Origin of the sequence: Pseudochrobactrum sp. B5 (genome assembly GCF_001939785.1) — a bacterium.
Taxonomy (GTDB): domain Bacteria; phylum Pseudomonadota; class Alphaproteobacteria; order Rhizobiales; family Rhizobiaceae; genus Pseudochrobactrum; species Pseudochrobactrum saccharolyticum.
In genome coordinates, this window is record NZ_MOYL01000001.1 from 834,840 (window position 1) to 853,770 (window position 18,931).

The window sequence follows — 18,931 nt, forward strand, 5'->3', positions numbered from 1 at the left end:
ACATTCGAAATGAGAGGAATTTCACATGCATATTAACGCCATGCACTGGGCGCAGGTTGAAGAGCGCGTCAAACAGGACCACCGCTGCATCCTGCCGATCGGCAGCGTTGAGCAACATGCCCGCATCAGCCTTGGCACTGATATGATCCTGGCTGAAAAAGTATCGCTTGATGCCGCAGAGCCGCTGGGTGTGCCAGTATTTCCCGTGCTCCCTTATGGGCTTGCATCCAGCTTTGCCGATTTTCCGGGCACAGTATCCCTGAGCCTGCGCACCTATATCGGCGTGATTGAAGATATTCTCGACAGTATCTACCGCGCCGGTTTCCGCCGTATCCTGATCGTCAACGGACATGGCGGCAATGCGCCTGCCGGTACTGTTGTGTCTGAGTGGCTGAACCGCAACCGCGATGCCAGCGTCAAAATGCACGATTGGTGGCGCGCACCACAAACCATGGGCAAGGTACTGGAAATCGACAGCCGTGCTTCCCACGCCTCATGGATGGAAAACTTCCCTTGGACACGTCTTGCAGACGTTAAGCAACCGGAACATGCGGTAGAGCGCATTGATTTCGGCGCTATGGCACGCGTTGACGCCGGTCGCAAACGTGCGCTGTTAGAGAGCTGCGAAGGCAATTATCACGGTCTTTTTGAACGCCCGGATGCTGACATGCTGGCGATCTGGGATGTTGCTGTGCGTGAAACCCGCTTTGAACTGGAAAACGGCTGGCACTGATAATCATAAATTTCCGGACAGGAGAAATCCCGTCCGGCATTAGAAATAGTTAAGCGGATACGGCGGGAGGAAACTGTCCACTATCCGCTTTTGGGGGAGCATAGCTGATGATTGCATTTATTGTCAGACGCTTATGGCAGGCAGCATTGGTGATGCTTGTCATGTCGCTATTGGTGTTTATGGGGGTCTTTGTCATCGGCAATCCTGTCGATGTACTGATCTCACCGGATGCGACACAGGAAATCCGTGACAGGGTGATCGCCCAATACGGGCTGGACCTGCCGGTATGGCAGCAATATCTGCAATTCATGAGCAATCTGCTTCATGGCGATTTGGGGCGCTCCTTCGTCTATAATATGCCTGTCTCTGAGTTGATTGCATCACGCCTGCCTGCGACTGCCGAACTGGCGCTGACTGCTGTGTTCATGGCCAGTCTCATCGGTATTCCGCTTGGTATTTATGCAGGTTACAAGCCGGATAGCTGGGCCTCCAAAATTATTATGGCACTGTCTATTCTCGGCTTTTCTGTTCCGACTTTCTGGATCGGGCTGATGCTGATTATGGTCTTTGCCGTGCAGCTTGGCATTATGCCTGCGGGCGGACGCGGTGCCACAATTTCCGTGCTCGGTGTTCCTGTCAGCTTCCTGACGCTTGACGGTCTTCATCATCTGGCACTGCCCGCCATTAATCTCTCACTGTTCAAACTGTCGCTGATGATCCGTCTGGCAGCGTCCGGCACGCGTGAAATCATGCTGACTGACACGATTAAATTTGCCCGTGCCGCCGGTATTAACGAGCGCACAATTCTGCGCCGTCATGTGCTGCGCCTGATCTCTATTCCGCTTGTGACCGTCTTTGGTCTGGAGCTTGGCTCAACCGTTGCTTTTGCCGTTGTTACGGAGACGATCTATTCATGGCCGGGTCTTGGCAAGCTGATCATTGACAGTATCACCTCACTCGACCGACCGGTAATGGTGGCCTATCTGATGCTGGTTTCCCTGCTTTTCATCACGATTAATCTGATTGTGGATCTGTCCTATGCTGTGCTTGATCCGCGCATGCGTCAGGGAGGTGGCAAATAATGTCATTGCTCAACAGCAGATCATTACAATTCTGGTCAGAATTCAAACGCCATCCGGTGCCTATGGTTGCCGCTTTTATAGTGCTCCTCATCATTTTACTGGCCGTCTTCGCACCGCTGATTGCACCGCAGGATCCTTACGATCTTTCCAGCCTTGTGCTGCGGGACGGACGCCGTGCACCCGGTTATATCGGTCAGGGCGGTTACACCCATATTCTGGGAACCGACGGACAGGGGCGCGATCTCTTCTCCGCCATTCTTTACGGCTTGCGCATTTCGCTGGAAATGGGCCTGCTCGCCGGTGCGATTGCCTTTGCCATTGGCGCATTGGTCGGCTCAACGGCAGCCTATGTCGGCGGTCGTTTTGAAGCCTTCATCATGCGCGTCATCGACCTGCAGCTCTCCTTTCCGGCTATTCTGCTGGCCTTTGTGGTGGCAGCACTTCTCGGACAGGGCAAAAGCCAGCTGATTATCGCTCTGGTCTTTTCACAATATGCCTATTTTGTGCGTACCGCTCATGGTGCAGCCTCTGCTGAACGCCATAAAGACTATGTCGAGGCGGCACTGTCTGTGCCGATGAGCGGCTGGTTCATTGTGACCCGTCATATCCTGCCCAATGCTATGCCACCGCTGATTGTTGTGGCAACAGTACAGGTCGCTTCGGCAATTTCGCTGGAAGCGACCCTGTCCTTTTTGGGTGTTGGCCTGCCGCCAACAGAACCATCTCTTGGCATGCTCATTTCCAACGGTTTTCAATATCTGCTGTCCGGCCGCTACTGGATTTCGATCTATCCGGGCATTGCACTGATCATTCTCATCATGGCGATCAATCTCGTTGGCGATCAGATCCGCGACCAGCTTAATCCGAGGTTGAACAAATGACAGCTCATCTTCTTGAAGTTACTGATCTGCATACGCATTTCGAAACCCGTGCTGCTACCGTCAAATCTGTCGATGGTGTTTCTTTCTATCTCGACCGCGGGGAAATTCTGGGGCTGGTCGGGGAATCCGGTTCCGGTAAATCCATCACTGGTTTTTCTCTGATCGGTCTGATCGACCAGCCGGGACGCATCGTGCAAGGCTCCGTCAAGCTGGAAGGCCGTGAACTTGTCGGCCTGAGTGAAAGCGAGTTACGTAAATTACGCGGCCGTGAAATCTCGATGGTCTTTCAGGATCCGATGATGACACTCAATCCAGTGCTGACCGTTCTCGACCAGATGACACTGGCATTGCGCGCGCATGAAAGTATTTCGGACAGCGATGCCCGCACGCGTTGTGTGGAAGCGCTTCGCCGTATGCGCATTGTTGATCCGGAGCATAAGGTTGATTTCTATCCGCATCAGTTTTCCGGTGGTATGCGCCAGCGCGTGGCAATTGCGATTGCGCTGCTGCACAATCCGAAAGTCGTGATTGCGGATGAGCCGACTACAGCACTTGACGTATCCGTACAGGCGGAAATTCTGACCGAGGTGAAAGCACTGGTCGCCGAGCTTGGCATTTCGATGATCTGGATCAGCCATGATCTGGCAACTGTCGCCTCAATTTCAAAACGCATCGCCGTGATGAAATCGGGCAAGATTGTTGAGACCGGCCCGGCTTCCGAAGTGCTGAAATCACCGAGCCATCCTTATACACAAGGTCTGCTGGATGCCCTGCCATCCCGTTCCAAACCGGGACAAATGCTGGGTAAACCGACGGATGAAGAAGAAGTCTCTTTCAGTGATGCTGCACCGGCAACTGAATCCGTACCGGACTTTGTAACCGTGCGAAATGCGGTCAAACGCTTCGAGTGGAAAAGTGATTTTTGGGGCAGACTTGGCCAGAAAATCGGCCTGCTAAAACCTCGTAAACCGGTTATCGCCGTCAATCATGTCAATCTGACCATCGCCCGAGGGGAGGCGCTGGGACTGGTCGGAGAATCCGGATCCGGTAAATCAACGCTCGGCCGCATGGTTTGCGGGATTTATCAGCCGACTGAGGGGGAGATCCGTCTATCCGGCCAGCCTGTCATGTCTGACCATGTACACGGACGCAAACTGACGACTAAAATCCAGATGATCTTTCAGGATCCGTTTGCGTCGCTTGATCCGCGCCGCACCATCGGCCAGTCCATTGCTGAAGGCCCCATTGCCCATGGTCTGACCACAAAAAGCGAAGCCCGTGCCTATGTAGCCCATTGGCTGAAAGCGGTAAGCCTTGATCCGGCTTTTGCAGACCGTTATCCGCATCAGTTTTCCGGCGGTCAGCGGCAGCGCATTGCCATTGCCCGTGCTTTGGCGATGAAACCGGAAGTGATTATCTGCGATGAGCCGGTGGCTTCACTTGATGTGTCCATACAGGCACAAATTCTCAATTTGCTCCTGCGGTTGCGCAAAGAATTGAACCTGACATTGCTGTTCATCAGCCACGATCTGTCCGTTGTGCGCCACCTCTGTGACCGCATTATCGTTATGCATCACGGCAAGATTGTTGAAGAAGGTATGGCTGAGACAATCTTTGAAGCCCCGCAGCAGCCTTATACAAAGATGCTGCTGGATGCCATTCCGAAGCTGGCCTAGACGTGTGATACCTGCGAGTATATTCAACGCGGTCATACAGCCGCGTTGAATATCTGGAATAAGGGGATGCTATTGAGAAATACAGTGTTTTTCAGTCTTCTGGCATTCTTTATACTTGTCACAGCTTTTTTAAATCTGTTGCTCAATCCTGTACCACCGCAATATCCGTCGATTGGCGGTGGCGGATATGACCTGTCCGGATTTGTCTATGCGCTGTGCCTGCTGCTTTTTACTTGTCTCTGGTCAGTCATTCTGCTGATTGCCAGCCAATGCGTAAAAAAGCCGGTTACAGCACGCCGGCTTGTTATTCTGGCTATGATCGGTGCTTTGACATTCATTGCCTCGTTGCTGTTTTATCACGACAATCTGACGTAAAAATATGATGTGCTTTTAACCGTCACCGCGTCATCTCTCGCCAATAATGCGGCATTGAACAGGACAGAGTGTCAAAAAATATCCCTGCACTATGCGTGAATGTGTTCAACATCCGTTGACAGCGCTTAAGGGTGCTCTACTTTATGTAAATACATTCTAAAATATCGATTTTCCTTTTTATTTTCATGGTGATAAGATGATGACACGCCGTCAAACTTTACTGGGTGCTGCCGCCGCTGCCGTTGGTCTGTCGATGCAAGCGCGTCGGGGGCAGGCGGAAGGTACATCAGCGCGTGCTGCGGGATTTTGGTATCCGGAAGAAACAGAACCGCATGAGCGCACTTTCATGCAGTGGCCGGTTAATCCTGTTGTCTATGATGATCCTGATTTTCTTGATGATATTCAGAAAACGATTGCGAAAATCGCCAATACGATCGCAGAGTTTGAGCCGGTTGTGATGCTGGCTGCCGCAAAGCATCACGGTGCTGTTCGCAAGCTGGTATCGCAGAAAGTAGAGCTATGGGACATTCCGACTGACGATTTATGGTGTCGCGATTCCGGCCCTTCATTTGTCGTCAATGGAAAAGGTGGACTGGCCGTCACACAGTTCAATTTTAATGGTTGGGGAAACAAGCAGACCCACAGCGCAGACTGTAAGATCGCTGCACAGATAGCCGAACGATTAGGCTTGCAGGTTTTTGATGCAGGATTGGTCGGGGAAGCGGGCGGCGTTGAAACCGATGGCCACGGCACGCTGATCGCTCATGAAAGCAGCTTCGTCAATGCCAATCGCAATCGAGGCAGCAAAGCTGAAATTGAGAAGATGCTGTTGGATACGATGGGTGCGCGCAAGATGATCTGGGCACCCGGAATTATTGGTGCAGATATTACCGATTATCATATTGATGCACTTGCCCGTTTCGTTAAGCCGGGACAGTTGCTGATCCAGATGGGCGATGAAATTGACCCTGAAGACCCATGGTCGGTTGCCTCCTTCGAGACGCATGACATTCTGGCCGCAGCGACTGATGCCGAAGGGCGTAAACTGGACATGGTTATTTTGCCGGAGCCATACGATATTCGTTCGAAGAGCCGCGATTTTGTGTCTTCTTATGTAAATTATTATGTTTGTAACGGTGGGGTGATTGCTGCTGAGTTCGGAGACCGTGAGGCTGACGAACAGGCTGCTGCTATACTTGGCAAATTATATCCCGGCCGCGAGATTGTTACATTAAATATCGATCCGGTAGGGGAGGTTGGCGGTGGTATCCATTGTGCAACTCATGAACAACCCAAGGTCTGAATATGTGGAACTGGTTACGGCGCAATACTGAACCCTTGGCCGCTTTGGGCGGAATTGCTACGGCCTTTGCCGCGCTTTCAGCACTGATTATTATTCCGTATCAGGTCGGTCAGGCCGATCTGATACAGCGGGATCAGACCGCGCGCGAAATATATCGAGAATTTCTGAACCTGACGGTGCAAAAGCCAGAACTGGCGCGTGCTGATTATTGCTCGATCAGCAAAAAAACAGAACTCACCGCTTACGGGGCATATGTCGAATATCTGCTTTATACGACTGAGCAGATGGTCGAAACTTCACCGGACTGGCGTGCACCGATGGCCGGATATTTGAGTGATCACATGGAATATCTTTGCGATCCCGAGGGGCTGGGAGCCCGTGACGGGGTGGCTGATCTGCTGGCGCAGACGGGACTTGTCTGCAAGCCTGAGAATACTTGCTCGCAAAACAGTAACCCTTAAAACTATATGCGGGGAGGGCGGTTTACGCCCTGCCAGCATTGTGGGGATTGAGCAGGTGGTTTCAACCAGCAGTGTACTGTCTGTTATTCTTCAAAGCCGCTTTGCTCGGCGGATATAGGTTTGCAGGTCCCGCTGTCTTTCTCGCCAACCATGCGTTTGTCACGGATGACTGTGTTTTTTACGAGATCAATCTCCCATGCAACAGAACCTTCATTCAGGCTCGTTTTTTGTCTTATTGAATAACCTTGAAGAATATTTTCCATCGTTGTTTTTGTGTTTAAGAGTCACGTTATGGAAAAATTATTCAAAAATATCAATTAATTATTGGTTAACTATTTCGAATCATGTAGTGCCCCTCATCAAGGTGGGGGCCTAATCGAATATGTTTTAATTACCCGCGAACTTTCAGTTCGCGGGTAATTGATTCTGCGCGCTTGTGTTTTTGTTAAACACGGGTGAGCAGCGCTTTCTTTTATGTCCCGACCGATGTGTAAGCATAGGTTTTAGGGACGAAATGAAACGGTTATTTACAGTGTTTATCATGGCGATTTTGCCATGTTCAACTCTCTGTCTGGCGTTTATGCGCAAAGCGTAACAGGCTGGACACTCAATATTAATGCTGACAAACAAAGTCCGCTGGCGGCCGGTACTGAGATTGAGTTTGCTGCGACTGTAAATAACAGTGATAATTTCCCGACCACGCCGACGAGCGTTGCATTTACGATCCCTGCATCGGTTAAGTTTTACGGCCTTGATGTTGATAAGGACGTTTTCAGCGGTTGCGCCCCAATGCCAGCCATTGGTGTAGAGCTGACTAACGATGCGATAATTACCTGTGAAGTGCGTATACTTCAGCCGCAGGAAAGCGTAACCGCTAACATCCGTTTGAGCCCTCAGAAAGAGGGCGTTGTCGTTTTTAATGGTAAAATTGCCAAGAACGGCGCTGAACAGAACCGCAGCATTACTGTTAACAAAGGCGCTGACTTAGCCCTGACATTGAATGCTCCTGCTGAAGTTAAGGGCGGTGGCAAAGTTAACTTTACCGCGACTGTTAAAAATGAAGGCCCGTATCCGTCAAAGGGTTCAATACTTACCTTCCCTGTCCCTGCAGGTATTGTGATGGACCAGCCGATGAAAAATGGCTGCACATTGTCGGGCAATATTGTCACTTGTGAAATCAAACAGGAAATTGAGCCAGGCCAGTCTCTGGATTTTGATTTTTCCGGACAGGTAACAGTCGGAAACAGTTCTAACATTCTGATTGCGGCTGAGGTGATTGCAAACTCACCACTCGATCCGGACGTTGAAAATAATAAAGCACTTGCAAATATGAAGGTTCTTGCCGGTACGGATGTGAGTCTGAGCAAGGTGCGCTCCCCGCAAGGTCTTCTCCTAACCGGTTCTCCGGTTGAATTCACATTGACGCCACAATTTGCCGGTGATGAGCCTTAACAGGCGGTTATCAAAGATGTTTTGCCGGAAAATTATGAGCTTGTAGGTTTCGGAAATCTGGCCAGCACCGGTTGGGCTTGTGCTTTAACCGGCAGAGAAGTGGTGTGTGAATATACCAGATCCGCTGGCAGCCAGTATAAGACGCCGATCAAAATTAATACTACAGCTGTTAAGGCAACCCATGACGGTAAGGGAGCAGGTGCGCCTGTTACCAATGAAGCGACAATAACGTCTAAAAATGAAGACCCTGATTATATTGGTAACAACACCACTGATGACGGCGGCGCGAGCATTGTTGATCCGGCGATTGATTTAAAGGCGCACAAATCCGGCCCTGAGCATGGTTTGCTCATCGTTGGTCAAGAATATGAATATGTTCTCAGAAGCAGCAATATTGGAAATGCCGCTTTCGCTGGCGAGCTGACGATAACAGATCATCTGCCTGAGGGCATGATGATGGTATCGGCAGATACGCCTGATGGTTGGTCTTGTACTCCGGCTTCTGTCCCGGGTGAGGCCGATGTTGTTTGTAAAACAAACCAGTACACAAAAGATAATCCGTTTGGCGTTGGTGCCTATACCACCTCGATCAGGCTGAAGGTCAAAATGACCAAAAGCGGCACATTTAACAACGGTATGACCGTTTCGCTGCCGGATAATATTACAGACGTCGATTTAACAAATAATACAGTTCATGTTGGCGGTAATGCGGGTTCCGAAGACGACAAAACTCTGGCTGATCTGGAAGTCAAAAAGTCCGTCCTCGGCAAATCGGCTGTAAAAGCCGGTGAAAAAATCGAGTTTGCTATCGAAATCATCAATCATGGTGACGCAGTGGCAACTTCGGTTGTCATGGATGATCGTATTGAGAATATTGTTGCAGGCGCACTGGGCGATAAGGCAGTTGTTACCCTTGATGTGCAGAAGGGCAGTGCAAGCGGCATGGTGTGCACGGCACCGCCGAGCGGTGCCTATCATGTCAATTTGAAATGCGACATTGCAACCTTGCCGGTTTGTGTGTCGGGTAAAGATTGCCCTATTGTTAAAATTAGTGCTTTTGCGGGTAAAGAAGGCACGCAGCGCAATACGGCGCATGTTTTCTCCACGAAAGTTCCGGATGCAAATCAGAACAATAACTCTTCCTTTGTTGATTACACTGTTGCACCGGTAACGGATGTTACTGTTCTGAAATCCAGCCCGTCACAGGCGCTTGGTGCAGCCGCAGGTCAGGGGCTGGTTTATACTATTGCTGCCCGTGTCAATGATAATGGTCTGAGTGGTGCGGACAATGTTGTTATTGAAGATAAGTTGCCAGTTGGTGTTCGTTTCGTTGGTATTACCGAAAATGGCGCAATCTGTTCGACAAGCCTCAAGGAAGGTGAGGTCGTCACTTCCGCCAATAACACCATCACCTGTACATGGGCGTGTCTCGAAAACGGCACCCAGAAAGAAGTGGCTATTGAAGTTAAGCCTTCGACCGGTCAGGTTGGAGATGAGCTTGTCAATAATGCAACGGTCAGCACCACGACTGACGAAACAGACAAGACCAATAATGCTGCCAGCGTTTTGGTGGAAATTCATGCGCCTGCGCTTGATCTTTTGGTAACCAAAACCGATACGGTTGATGGCAAGCAACATGATCCGGTCGAAAAAGGCACCAATACAACTTATCTGATTGTAGCCAAAAATGATGGCCCGTCGGATGCGTATAATGTCAATATTGTTGATACATTTCCGGCGTTCGGTTTTTCCTATGATAAAGTAGAAGGTCAGTCGGCAGGCCTTACCTGTTTACCAGCAAATGTGAATGCTGGTCAGGCAGGCGGTACGCTTACTTGTTCTATTCCGGTGCTTAAAGCCGGTACTGAAGTGCAATTCAAAGTCCAAATGAAGTCTTTGGTACGCGGCACTTATCAGAACAAAGTTGTAATAACTTCTGACGAAACAGCGAAAAACTATGACCGTAATCCGGCTAATAATGCGGATGATGAAACAACCACTGTTCGTGTGAAGTCCGATGTCAGCGTTGTCAAAAAAGCCAACGAGCCGGTTGTTGACCTGCGTCAAAGTTTTACCTGGACGCTTACGGTTGAAAGTCTGTCAGGTGACGGCCTCGAAGTTGCTGAAGAAGTTATTCTCACAGACACTTTGCCGGAAGGTATGGTGCTGACTAAAGAGCCACGTATTGTCAGCGGCAAGAGTGGTTCATGTCTCGGTGTTGTCGATACACGTCTGATCAGATGTGAACTCGGTGATATGGAGCCCGCAGAAAAAACGGTCATTGAGCTCACCACAAAGATCACGGATCTTAAAGCAGAGGCAATGACCAATGCCGCTTCTGTCACGACAAAATCTTTCGACAAAAACTCAGCGAATAATACATCTAGCGATAGTGTTAAAACTGTTCTCGGTGGTTCGGTAAGCGGTAAAATCTTCGTCGATTTCAACGAAAAAGCTGATTTCAATACTGGTATGGATACCGGCGTCGACGGTGTGACCGTTACTCTGACTGGTAAAGCTCAGCATGATAATGAGAAGCTTACTTTTACAGTAATCACGGATAGCAATGGTAATTATAATTTCACAGGCGTTCCTGCCGGTGAATATCAGGTCAGCTACAGCAATGTGCCGAACAGCAGCAAATACCAAACCGGTGTTTCTGTGCCTGGTATCAATGATTATAATAGTAGCAAGACCTCATCAGTGAACAACACAACCCTTGGTTCGGTTGTCATTGAAAAAGATTCCAAGAGTGTTGAAAATAACTTCACACTCCACGTCACGCCTTCGGTTGGCCTGAGCAAGGTAGCCAATGCACCTGTTTCAGCGGGTGATGGTACTTATACTGTCACATATACATTCACGGCCAAAAACCTCAGTCAGGAACCGTTGAAAGACATCACGCTGACGGATGTTCTGAATGGTGGCGCACAGAATTTTGGTTCTCCATCAGCGGACGATGTTCCGCAGCCAGGGTTCTACAAGGTTACATCCGTCAGCACGAACAGCGGCACTTTGTCGTCTGCTTTTGATGGTGCAACCAATACGCTGATCGTTGGTAATGCCGTGCTGCAGCCGAATGCAACGCTGATTGCCACTGTAGTCGTGCGGGTTAATCCTGATAAACCATGGAAAGCGAATCCGCTTGTTCTGACCAATCAGGCCGACGTTACAGCAGTCGGTGAATATTCCGATAAAACCGGCATTGCGGACAAGTCAGATAACAGAGCCGGTGGTGAAAACTATCCGAACCGGAACGTGCCGACCACCGTTAATATTGTGCCGGAAGCAGCGATTAAGCTGGAAAAAACCGGTGCACGCATTGGCGGAACTGGTGAGATTACAGCCGGTGACGTGATTGAATATACATTCAAAGTTACCAATACCGGTAAAACACCGCTGTTTAATGTGGTTGTAACCGATCCGAAAACTGGTCTGGTCTGGACTGCGAATACAAAGATTGCAGAACTCGCCGTTGGCGCCAGTAATGATACGGCCTTTAAAGCGACCTATGTCGTCAAACAGACAGATATTGATAATGGTACGCTGGAAAATACAGCGAGGACTGAAGGGACTTGGGGTGACTTTAGCGGCACACCGCAAACGGTTACTTCAACAGATAAATTTGACCTGCCATTGAGTGAACCTGCTCTGACTTTTGAGAAAAAGCTGAAGCAGTCAGAGGTTAAAACCCCGTCAATTGTTGGTGACAAGATCACCTATGAGTTCATAGTCACCAATACCGGTAACACGACATTGAACAATGTCGTGATTACGGATGAATTGGCTGGTGTGGTGGATAGCGGTGCCTTTAATATCGGTACACTTGCACCGAAAGAAACAAAGACTGTTGAGGCTTATTATCTGCTGAAATTGCAGGATATTAATGCCGGTAAAGTTGTCAATAAAGCACTGGCCACCGGTACTTATGGGCCGGATGACAAGAAGATCATCACACCGCCTTCAGAAGTAGAAGTTCCGACTTACCGTGATCCGAAGCTGACGCTTTTAAAGGCATTAAGCTCGGTTGTGCCGGAACCAGCCTATGCCGGTGATATGCTGGAATGGACCGTGACAGCGACCAACGAGGGCAATGTCACTCTCTATAATATCAAAGTCAGCGATCCGCTTGTGGGTGCAGTTATCGCACCGGCATCTCTTGCTTCATTGGCACCGGGTGAAAGTGGTACATTTACGGTTAAAGCACCAATCCAGCAGAACCATCTGAATGATGGTCAGGTGGTCAACACTGCCAACGCTGATTTTGAAGACCCGACTGGCCCGCAACCGCCGGTGGATTCTAATGAAGTTGTAACGCCGCTTGCACATAAGCCTTCGATCAGCCTTGAGAAGGTGGCTATTCTTGATGGTCTGAGCAATCCGGCAAAGATCGGGGATGAACTTCGCTACAGCTTTACCATCCGCAATACCGGTAACGTCGCGCTCAATGGTTTGGTTCTGACCGATCATCTCGAGGGTGTTGTTATTGATGCTGCTGATCTGACACGTCTGGAAACATTGACTTTGCAGCCGGTCAACGCTGCTAAAGACAATGACGCGGAAGTTCAGACTGTTGTTTACGGTACTTATAAGCTGAAGGTTGCCGATATTAATGCCGGTAAGGTTGAAAACACCGCCGACGTTAAGGGTGTTCCTGAGCACGGTGACAAGACACCGGTGACGGATGACAGCAGCACCGATACACCACTGGATCGTGATCCTTCGATCAAGCTTATCAAAACACTGGAAGCGTCTTCATTGCCGAAGCCTGCTAAGGCTGGTGACGTTATCAAGTTCAACTTTGCTGTTCACAATACCGGCAATGTGACTCTGGAAAAGATCCGCATTGTTGATTTGGTTACCGATGTGCAGGTCATCAATCAGTCCGGTTGGACTGGTCCGTTAGAGCCTGGTGAAGTTAACACGGATGCGTTCACTGCAACCTATGCATTGAAACAGTCTGATATTGATGCAGGTACTTTTGCCAACACGGCACAGGTATTCGGCTCAAGTGTAAACGGTATGCCGGATGATGTGACGGATATTTCCGGTACTGATCTGACGAATGACGATGAAACCATCGTTGAGCTGGAAACTTCGGCATCGGTGACGATTGTCAAATCGGAAACCCATGCTTTCTCTTCACCGACACAGGTGGGGGAAGTTATCACCTATTCCTTCCTCGTCACCAATACAGGCAATCTGACACTGACCAATGTCATTGTGGAAGATCCGCTTGTTGGTCTCGTGCCGGATATGCCTTTCACCATTGCGACATTGTTGCCGGGGGATGCGAATGCGGTCACGCTGACAGCGACTTATAAAGTCACACAAGCCGATATTGAAAAAGGTGAAGTCGTCAATCAGGCCACTGTTACCGGTGACTATGTTGACCCTGCCGATAAGACCAAGAAACCGGTAACACCGGATGTTTCAGAGGAAATTAAAGTTCCGCTGGAGCAGAAGCCGGGTATTGCTGTCGTCAAGGAAGCGAACTCCAAACTGACCGAACCGGCAGAAGCCGGACAGGAAATTGAATATACATTCACTGTCCATAATACCGGTAATATGGTGCTGAATAATGTGGTTCTGAATGATCCATTGGCAGGTATCACACCAAACAGCTTCACCATTGGCACAATGCAGCCGGGTGAGCAGCAGGTATTCACAGCCACTTACGCCATTACTGAAGCGGATATTGATGCCGAAAAGGTTGTTAATCAGGCAACAGTGAAGGGTACCTATGGCGATCCGACCACGCCGAAAGACATTGAAGATCCTTCAGGCCCGACAGTGGATACAGATGAGCCGACCATTGTGCCGGTTATGCCTCCGCTGCCTGAATTGACGATTAAGAAAAGCGGTTATTGGAATGATGCTAACGGTAATGGCTATCCTGAAGTTGGCGAAACCATTGAATATAGTTTCGAGGTAAAGAATGTCGGTAATGCGCTGCTCAACAATGTGACTGTGCAGGATGAAGGTCCGCTTTTTGCTGGTCAGCGCGGCACCAATAAACTGTCTGCCATTACACCTACATCAGTGACATTGAAGCCAAACGATCACCAGACTTTTACGGCCACTTATGTGCTGTCACAGGCGGATATTGATGCAGCGGCCGGTATTCCGGATATGGTGACCAATACCGCTTTTGCCAAAGGTGAGCAGCGTAACGGTAAGCCATATGAATCCGAGGAAGATCCGGCAAAAGTCAATCTGCCTGCCACAGAACCGTCTTTGGTAACAATTACCAAACAGGCATTGTTACATCAGGTTCGTCGTGGTGATCGCGTACCTTACATCATTAAGGTCGAGAACACTTCGTCGAGCAATGTAGGTTTGCTGAATATCATCGATACTATGCCTTCCGGTTTCCGCTATGTTGAAGGAACGGCTACTGTAAATGGTGAAAAAACTGAACCGGAGATCAGTGGTCGTCGTCTCAGCTTTGATAGACAGCCGATGGGCGCAAACAGCACGATCGAGATCCGTCTTGAACTGCTGGTTCTGAGTTCGGCAGGTCCCGGCAAGCACATCAATATTGCCACCGTAACGGACAAGGACGGCAAGCCGGTTGCACCTGATGCACAGGCGATTGTCGAGATCATGTCTGAACCTGTTTTCGACTGTGGTGAAATTATCGGCACTGTCTTTGATGACAAGAACCGCAATGGTTATCAGGACGAAGGCGAAAAAGGTCTGGCCGGTGTGCGTGTTGCAACCGTTAAGGGTTGGCTGATCACAACGGACGAATATGGTCGTTTCCATGTGCCTTGTGCGGCGATGCCGGATCAGCGCATCGGTTCCAACTTCATCATGAAGCTTGATACCCGCACACTGCCGACAGGCTACCGTCTGACGACTGAAAACCCGCGTGTTGTCCGTCTAACAGCCGGTAAAATGACCAAGCTGAACTTTGGTGCATCGATCAGCCGTGTTGTTCGTCTTGACCTTCAGGATGCAGCTTTTGAAGCAAACCGCGTCGAGCTGAAAAAGCAGTGGGCTGACAACCTGCCGCAACTCGTGGAAGTCCTGAAACAGGAAATCTCGGTTCTGCGTCTGAGCTACAAAATGACAGGCAACGAACAGTCATTGGCCAAACAGCGTATGAAACATGTTCGCAAGCAGATCGGTGATCTGTGGAAGCGCAAAGGAGATAACTACCCGCTTGAAATCGAGACACGCGTGGAGGTGAGCAAATGAGCCGCTCAGTGAAAACCGCCACGCAATTTAAGGTTATGAAAATGTCTCAGTTCAAACTCGGTTCTTTCTCCCGCCTCGCTCTTCTGGCCAGTTCCGCACTGATGGCAGGCCATTTCTCAACCGTTTCAGTCTTGGCGCAAACCAAGACTGAAACCACTGAAGGCTCAGACCTGCGCGGTAAAATGTCGGATGACAGCTCACTGCGCCATCTGACCATCGGCGAAAATACCGAAAAAGGTATTGCTGCCGATGCGGGCAATATTCCGTTCATGATCAGTGTGGATGGTGATACGGTTGAAACCAGTGCCTCGAAACCAACAGCTCAAACACCACGTCAGATTGATCGTGAGCGCAAAACCGATGTGGACTTGAGCAGCGTTGATATTCAGATCAAATTTGATGGTCTGGATGCGTCACCGATCCTCAATGTTTCCACCATTCCGGTGCGTCGCAGCTACAGTGCCAATGAAACTGTCGAGTTTCTGGCAACCACCAACTATCCGGCTTTTATTGAGCGTTCGGAAATCCGCATTTTCGCAATCGGTGACGGCAAATCGGTTGATAAGCCTGTGGCTGTTGTACCGGTGAAAACCAATGCCAAAGCGCAATGGGTGATGCCGGCACAAGCCGATGAGCGTGAATATGCCTATGTGCTGCGTGTTTATGATGAAAAAGGCCGGTTTGACGAAACCGAAGCGCTGACTTTGCGCCGTAGCGAAAAGAAAGACATTCTGGGCGATCGTGCGGAAGCTGTTGCACCGGGTATGGGCGAAGACAGAACTGCACTCCGCAATATTCGTGTGCAGGGCGGTGCGGTAACAGTTCATGGCACCAATGTACCGGATGGCTATAAGGTCAAAGCTTTTGGCGAAACCATTCCGGTTGACGGCCAGCAGAAATTCGTAGTGCAGCGCATTTTGCGTCCCGGCGATCACGATATTGATGTCGGCATTAATGACGGGTTGAAGGGCGACGGTCTGGCCTTTAACCGCGATATCACTATTCCGGATAATGACTGGTTCTATGTCGGTTTGGCCGACATTACGCTACGCAAGCGCAACGGCGACAGCGGTATTGAAGCTGTGCGTCCGGGTGAATATGACAGCACCACCACCAATGGCCGTCTGGCATTTTATCTTAAAGGTAAAATCAAAGGCGAGTATCTGCTGACAGCTGCTGCTGACACAACCGATGACGAACTCGATAACATGTTCCGTAATTTCGGGAAGCAGAACCCGCGTCATCTGCTGCGCAAGCTCGATCCGGATGATTATTATCCGGTCTATGGTGACGATTCCACTTTTGTGGAAGATGCACCGACCAATGGTAAATTCTACGTCCGTTTAGAGCATGGTGACAGCCGTGCAGTATGGGGTAATTTCAAAACCCGCATCACCGGCACAGAGTTCATGCGCTCTGACCGTGCGCTTTATGGTGCGCAGGGCGTTTACCGTTCGGAAGAAACAACAAGCTTTGGCGAGCGTAAAACCGAAGTTGATTTATATGCTGCCCAGCCGGATACATTGCCGCAATATGAGGAATATCTGGCAACCGGTGGTTCGGCTTATTTCATGCGCCGCCAGAATATTGTTGAAGGTTCTGAAACCATTACGGTTGAGTTCCGCGATTCAGTAACCGGTCGCGTTATTGAGCGCCGCACACTCAGAGCCGGAGAAGATTACCGCTTTGATTATATGCAGGGCGTGCTGATCCTCAACCGTCCGCTTTCATCCTCTGCCGGCACATCCGATCCGGTGCGTGACGGCGCATTGGGCGGCAACAAAACCTATGTGCTGGCACAATATGAGTTTGAACCGGTTGCCGGTGATCTCGACGGCTACAGCCTTGGTGGCCGTGGCCAGCAATGGCTGAATGACAATGTGCGTGTGGGGGTGACCGGTTATCAGGAAACTACCGGCACTGCCGATCAGAAGGCCGGCGGCGTTGATATTCGTGTGCGCCATTCCGACACCACTTTCATCGAGGGGGAAGTGGCCGGTTCTGACGGGCAGGGCTTTGGCTTTACCCGTTCCACCGATGGTGGTCTGACCAATAGCAACACCCTTGCTACAGGCAATAAAGGTCGTACCGCTTTGGCATGGCGCCTGAAAGGTCAGGTTGATCTGGCCGATATTCAGGAAGACGGCGTACAGGGTAAAATCGGCGGCTATTATGAAGAAAAAGAAGCCGGTTTCTCCAGTCTTTTCGACAATACCAGCGTCGATAAGCGTCTCTGGGGTGCCCATGCCGATCTGGATGTGACGGACAAAACTCGCCTGAAGCACATCTATGATGATTTCTGGGATGCCGACGGTCAGATCAAGCGTGAAGGCAAGACCTCCGTCAGCCATGAGATTGACGAATACTGGAAAGTGTCATTTGGTGTGACTTACACCGAACTGATGTCACCGACAGCGATCCACTCAGGCAAAACCGGCTATGACGGTTCCCGCGTTGATACAGGTGTGCGTATTGATTACCGTCAGGACGACGATCACCTTTACTATGTCTTCGGGCAGGTAACAGCCGGTCGCTCCGGTGATATCAAACGTAATGATCGTATCGGTGTTGGTACAGAACTGAAACTGACCGATACAATCGGCACGCAGGCAGAGATCTCCTACGGCACCAATGGTCTCGGCGGTCTGGCCGCTCTGACCTATGATCCGAATGCCGACGACCATTATTATGTCGGTTACCGTCTTGATCCGGACAGAGCCTTTGATCTCAATCGCAGCTATGATCTGATCGGCCGTGATAAGGGTGCCATTGTCGGCGGTGTGAAGCGCCGTATGAATGATGTGCTTTCGGCCTATTCGGAAGGCAATTATGACTTGTTTGGTGTTCGCAGCGCGCTGACACACACTTATGGTGTGGTCTATACGCCGGATAATGTCTGGACATTTGACGGTGGTTTTGAAGGTGGCCGTGTTCGCGACAACACCACAAATTCCTCTGGCGTTGAATATTCTGACTTTGACCGTTATGCGCCGTCGCTGGCCATCGGCTATAAGGACGAGGAGCGCGGCATTACCGGTCGTTTGCGCGGTGAAGTGCGTGTCGAGCGCTCAGACGATCATACCCGTGACCAGAACACTTATCTGTTGGCCGGTGCCTATTCATGGAAAACCAATCCGGACTGGCGTGCACTGGTCAGTGTGGATGCGGTTCTCTCGGATACGAAATCGGATGTCACTTCGTTCCAGAACACGGATTATGTCGAAGCCTCATTCGGTTATGCCTATCGTCCGGTGGAAAATGACCGCCTGAACGCGCTGTTCAAATATAGCTGGCTCTATGACATGCCGGGCAATGGTCAGCTGGGCAGCGGTGTTTCCAACTATCGTTATGCGCCTGCACAGCGCAGCCATATTCTGTCGGCAGACTTTACTTATGATCTGGTGCCGTGGCTTTCAGTCGGTGCCAAATACGGTTTCCGTATTGGTGACGTGAAATACCGTCCGGCAGAAAATGATCATAAATTTGACAAGGACTGGCAGCGTTCATCCGCCCATCTGGGTGTTATCCGTGCCGATCTGCATGTTGTTAAAAAGTGGGATCTGCTGCTTGAAGGTCGTGTGATGCATATGCCGGAAGCCAAAACTACCGATTTTGGCGCGCTGGCAGCGGTTTATCGTCATGTGGGCGAGAATTTCAAAGTTGGTGCCGGTTATAATTTCGGCCGCTTTTCGGATGATCTGCGTGACCTGAGCCTTGATGACCGTGGCATGTTTGTGAATTTTATCGGCAAGTTCTGAGCCGGAT

The 18,931-nt window shown here is 50.1% G+C and carries 11 protein-coding genes; 10 read left to right on the forward strand and 1 reads right to left on the reverse strand.

Translation table 11 applies throughout. The features are described from left to right. The first annotated feature begins 25 nt into the window (after positions 1-25). The 7 genes from BKD14_RS03745 (at position 26) to BKD14_RS03775 (ending at position 6,511) form a co-directional block, all read left to right on the forward strand. Positions 26-733 (forward strand): creatininase family protein, encoded by a 708-nt coding sequence (locus tag BKD14_RS03745; RefSeq protein ID WP_075654321.1) that lies wholly within the window; start codon positions 26-28, stop codon positions 731-733. Positions 734-840: 107 nt separating this feature from the next. Next, positions 841-1,815 (forward strand): ABC transporter permease, encoded by a 975-nt coding sequence (locus tag BKD14_RS03750; RefSeq protein ID WP_022711035.1) that lies wholly within the window; start codon positions 841-843, stop codon positions 1,813-1,815. Then, a complete protein-coding gene (locus BKD14_RS03755; RefSeq protein ID WP_022711036.1) occupies positions 1,815-2,696 on the forward strand; it encodes an ABC transporter permease in 882 nt (293 codons plus the stop codon). The genes BKD14_RS03750 and BKD14_RS03755 overlap by 1 nt, the downstream gene beginning before the upstream one ends. Continuing rightward, the gene (locus BKD14_RS03760; RefSeq protein WP_075654322.1) at positions 2,693-4,372 is read left to right on the forward strand and encodes an ABC transporter ATP-binding protein; all 1,680 of its coding nucleotides are present in this window, start codon (positions 2,693-2,695) and stop codon (positions 4,370-4,372) included. Before BKD14_RS03755 ends, BKD14_RS03760 begins: the two co-directional genes overlap by 4 nt. 72 nt (positions 4,373-4,444) lie before the next feature. Beyond that, a complete protein-coding gene (locus BKD14_RS03765) occupies positions 4,445-4,747 on the forward strand; it encodes a hypothetical protein (RefSeq protein ID WP_139316319.1) in 303 nt (100 codons plus the stop codon). Between the two features lie 196 nt (positions 4,748-4,943). Then, the gene (locus BKD14_RS03770; RefSeq protein WP_175576053.1) at positions 4,944-6,050 is read left to right on the forward strand and encodes an agmatine deiminase family protein; all 1,107 of its coding nucleotides are present in this window, start codon (positions 4,944-4,946) and stop codon (positions 6,048-6,050) included. A gap of 2 nt (positions 6,051-6,052) precedes the next feature. Continuing rightward, positions 6,053-6,511: a hypothetical protein gene (locus tag BKD14_RS03775; RefSeq protein WP_075654324.1), complete on the forward strand. Its 459-nt coding sequence runs from the start codon at positions 6,053-6,055 to the stop codon at positions 6,509-6,511. An 83-nt stretch (positions 6,512-6,594) separates the two neighbouring features. Here the strand turns inward: BKD14_RS03775 and BKD14_RS03780 are convergent, their stop codons facing one another. Further along, positions 6,595-6,774 carry a hypothetical protein gene (locus BKD14_RS03780; protein ID WP_075654325.1) on the reverse strand — a complete coding sequence of 60 codons (180 nt, stop codon included), beginning with the start codon at positions 6,772-6,774 and terminating at the stop codon, positions 6,595-6,597. A gap of 292 nt (positions 6,775-7,066) precedes the next feature. Here BKD14_RS03780 and BKD14_RS03785 point away from each other — a divergent pair, with 292 nt between their 5' ends. The 3 genes from BKD14_RS03785 to BKD14_RS03795 are packed head-to-tail and all read left to right on the forward strand — an operon-like array spanning position 7,067 to position 18,924. After that, positions 7,067-7,963, forward strand: a complete 897-nt coding sequence (locus BKD14_RS03785) for a DUF11 domain-containing protein (RefSeq protein ID WP_075654326.1) — start codon at positions 7,067-7,069, stop codon at positions 7,961-7,963. 21 nt (positions 7,964-7,984) lie between these two features. Beyond that, entirely contained in the window at positions 7,985-15,166 is a 7,182-nt protein-coding gene (locus tag BKD14_RS03790; protein WP_075654327.1) for an SdrD B-like domain-containing protein, read from the forward strand. Continuing rightward, on the forward strand, positions 15,163-18,924 hold the full coding sequence (locus tag BKD14_RS03795) for a TonB-dependent receptor (protein ID WP_139316320.1): 3,762 nt from the start codon (positions 15,163-15,165) through the stop codon (positions 18,922-18,924). The genes BKD14_RS03790 and BKD14_RS03795 overlap by 4 nt, the downstream gene beginning before the upstream one ends. Positions 18,925-18,931: the final 7 nt, after the last annotated feature.

Excerpts from the sequence above, each read along its gene's own strand:
- BKD14_RS03745 (WP_075654321.1), top strand. The coding sequence starts at position 26 with ATGCATATTAACGCCATGCACTGGGCGCAGGTTGAAGAGCGCGTCAAA.
- BKD14_RS03750 (WP_022711035.1), top strand. The coding sequence starts at position 841 with ATGATTGCATTTATTGTCAGACGCTTATGGCAGGCAGCATTGGTGATG.
- BKD14_RS03755 (WP_022711036.1), top strand. The coding sequence starts at position 1,815 with ATGTCATTGCTCAACAGCAGATCATTACAATTCTGGTCAGAATTCAAA.
- BKD14_RS03760 (WP_075654322.1), top strand. The coding sequence starts at position 2,693 with ATGACAGCTCATCTTCTTGAAGTTACTGATCTGCATACGCATTTCGAA.
- BKD14_RS03770 (WP_175576053.1), top strand. The coding sequence starts at position 4,944 with ATGATGACACGCCGTCAAACTTTACTGGGTGCTGCCGCCGCTGCCGTT.
- BKD14_RS03775 (WP_075654324.1), top strand. The coding sequence starts at position 6,053 with ATGTGGAACTGGTTACGGCGCAATACTGAACCCTTGGCCGCTTTGGGC.
- BKD14_RS03780 (WP_075654325.1), bottom strand. The coding sequence starts at position 6,774 with ATGGAAAATATTCTTCAAGGTTATTCAATAAGACAAAAAACGAGCCTG.
- BKD14_RS03785 (WP_075654326.1), top strand. The coding sequence starts at position 7,067 with ATGTTCAACTCTCTGTCTGGCGTTTATGCGCAAAGCGTAACAGGCTGG.
- BKD14_RS03795 (WP_139316320.1), top strand. The coding sequence starts at position 15,163 with ATGAGCCGCTCAGTGAAAACCGCCACGCAATTTAAGGTTATGAAAATG.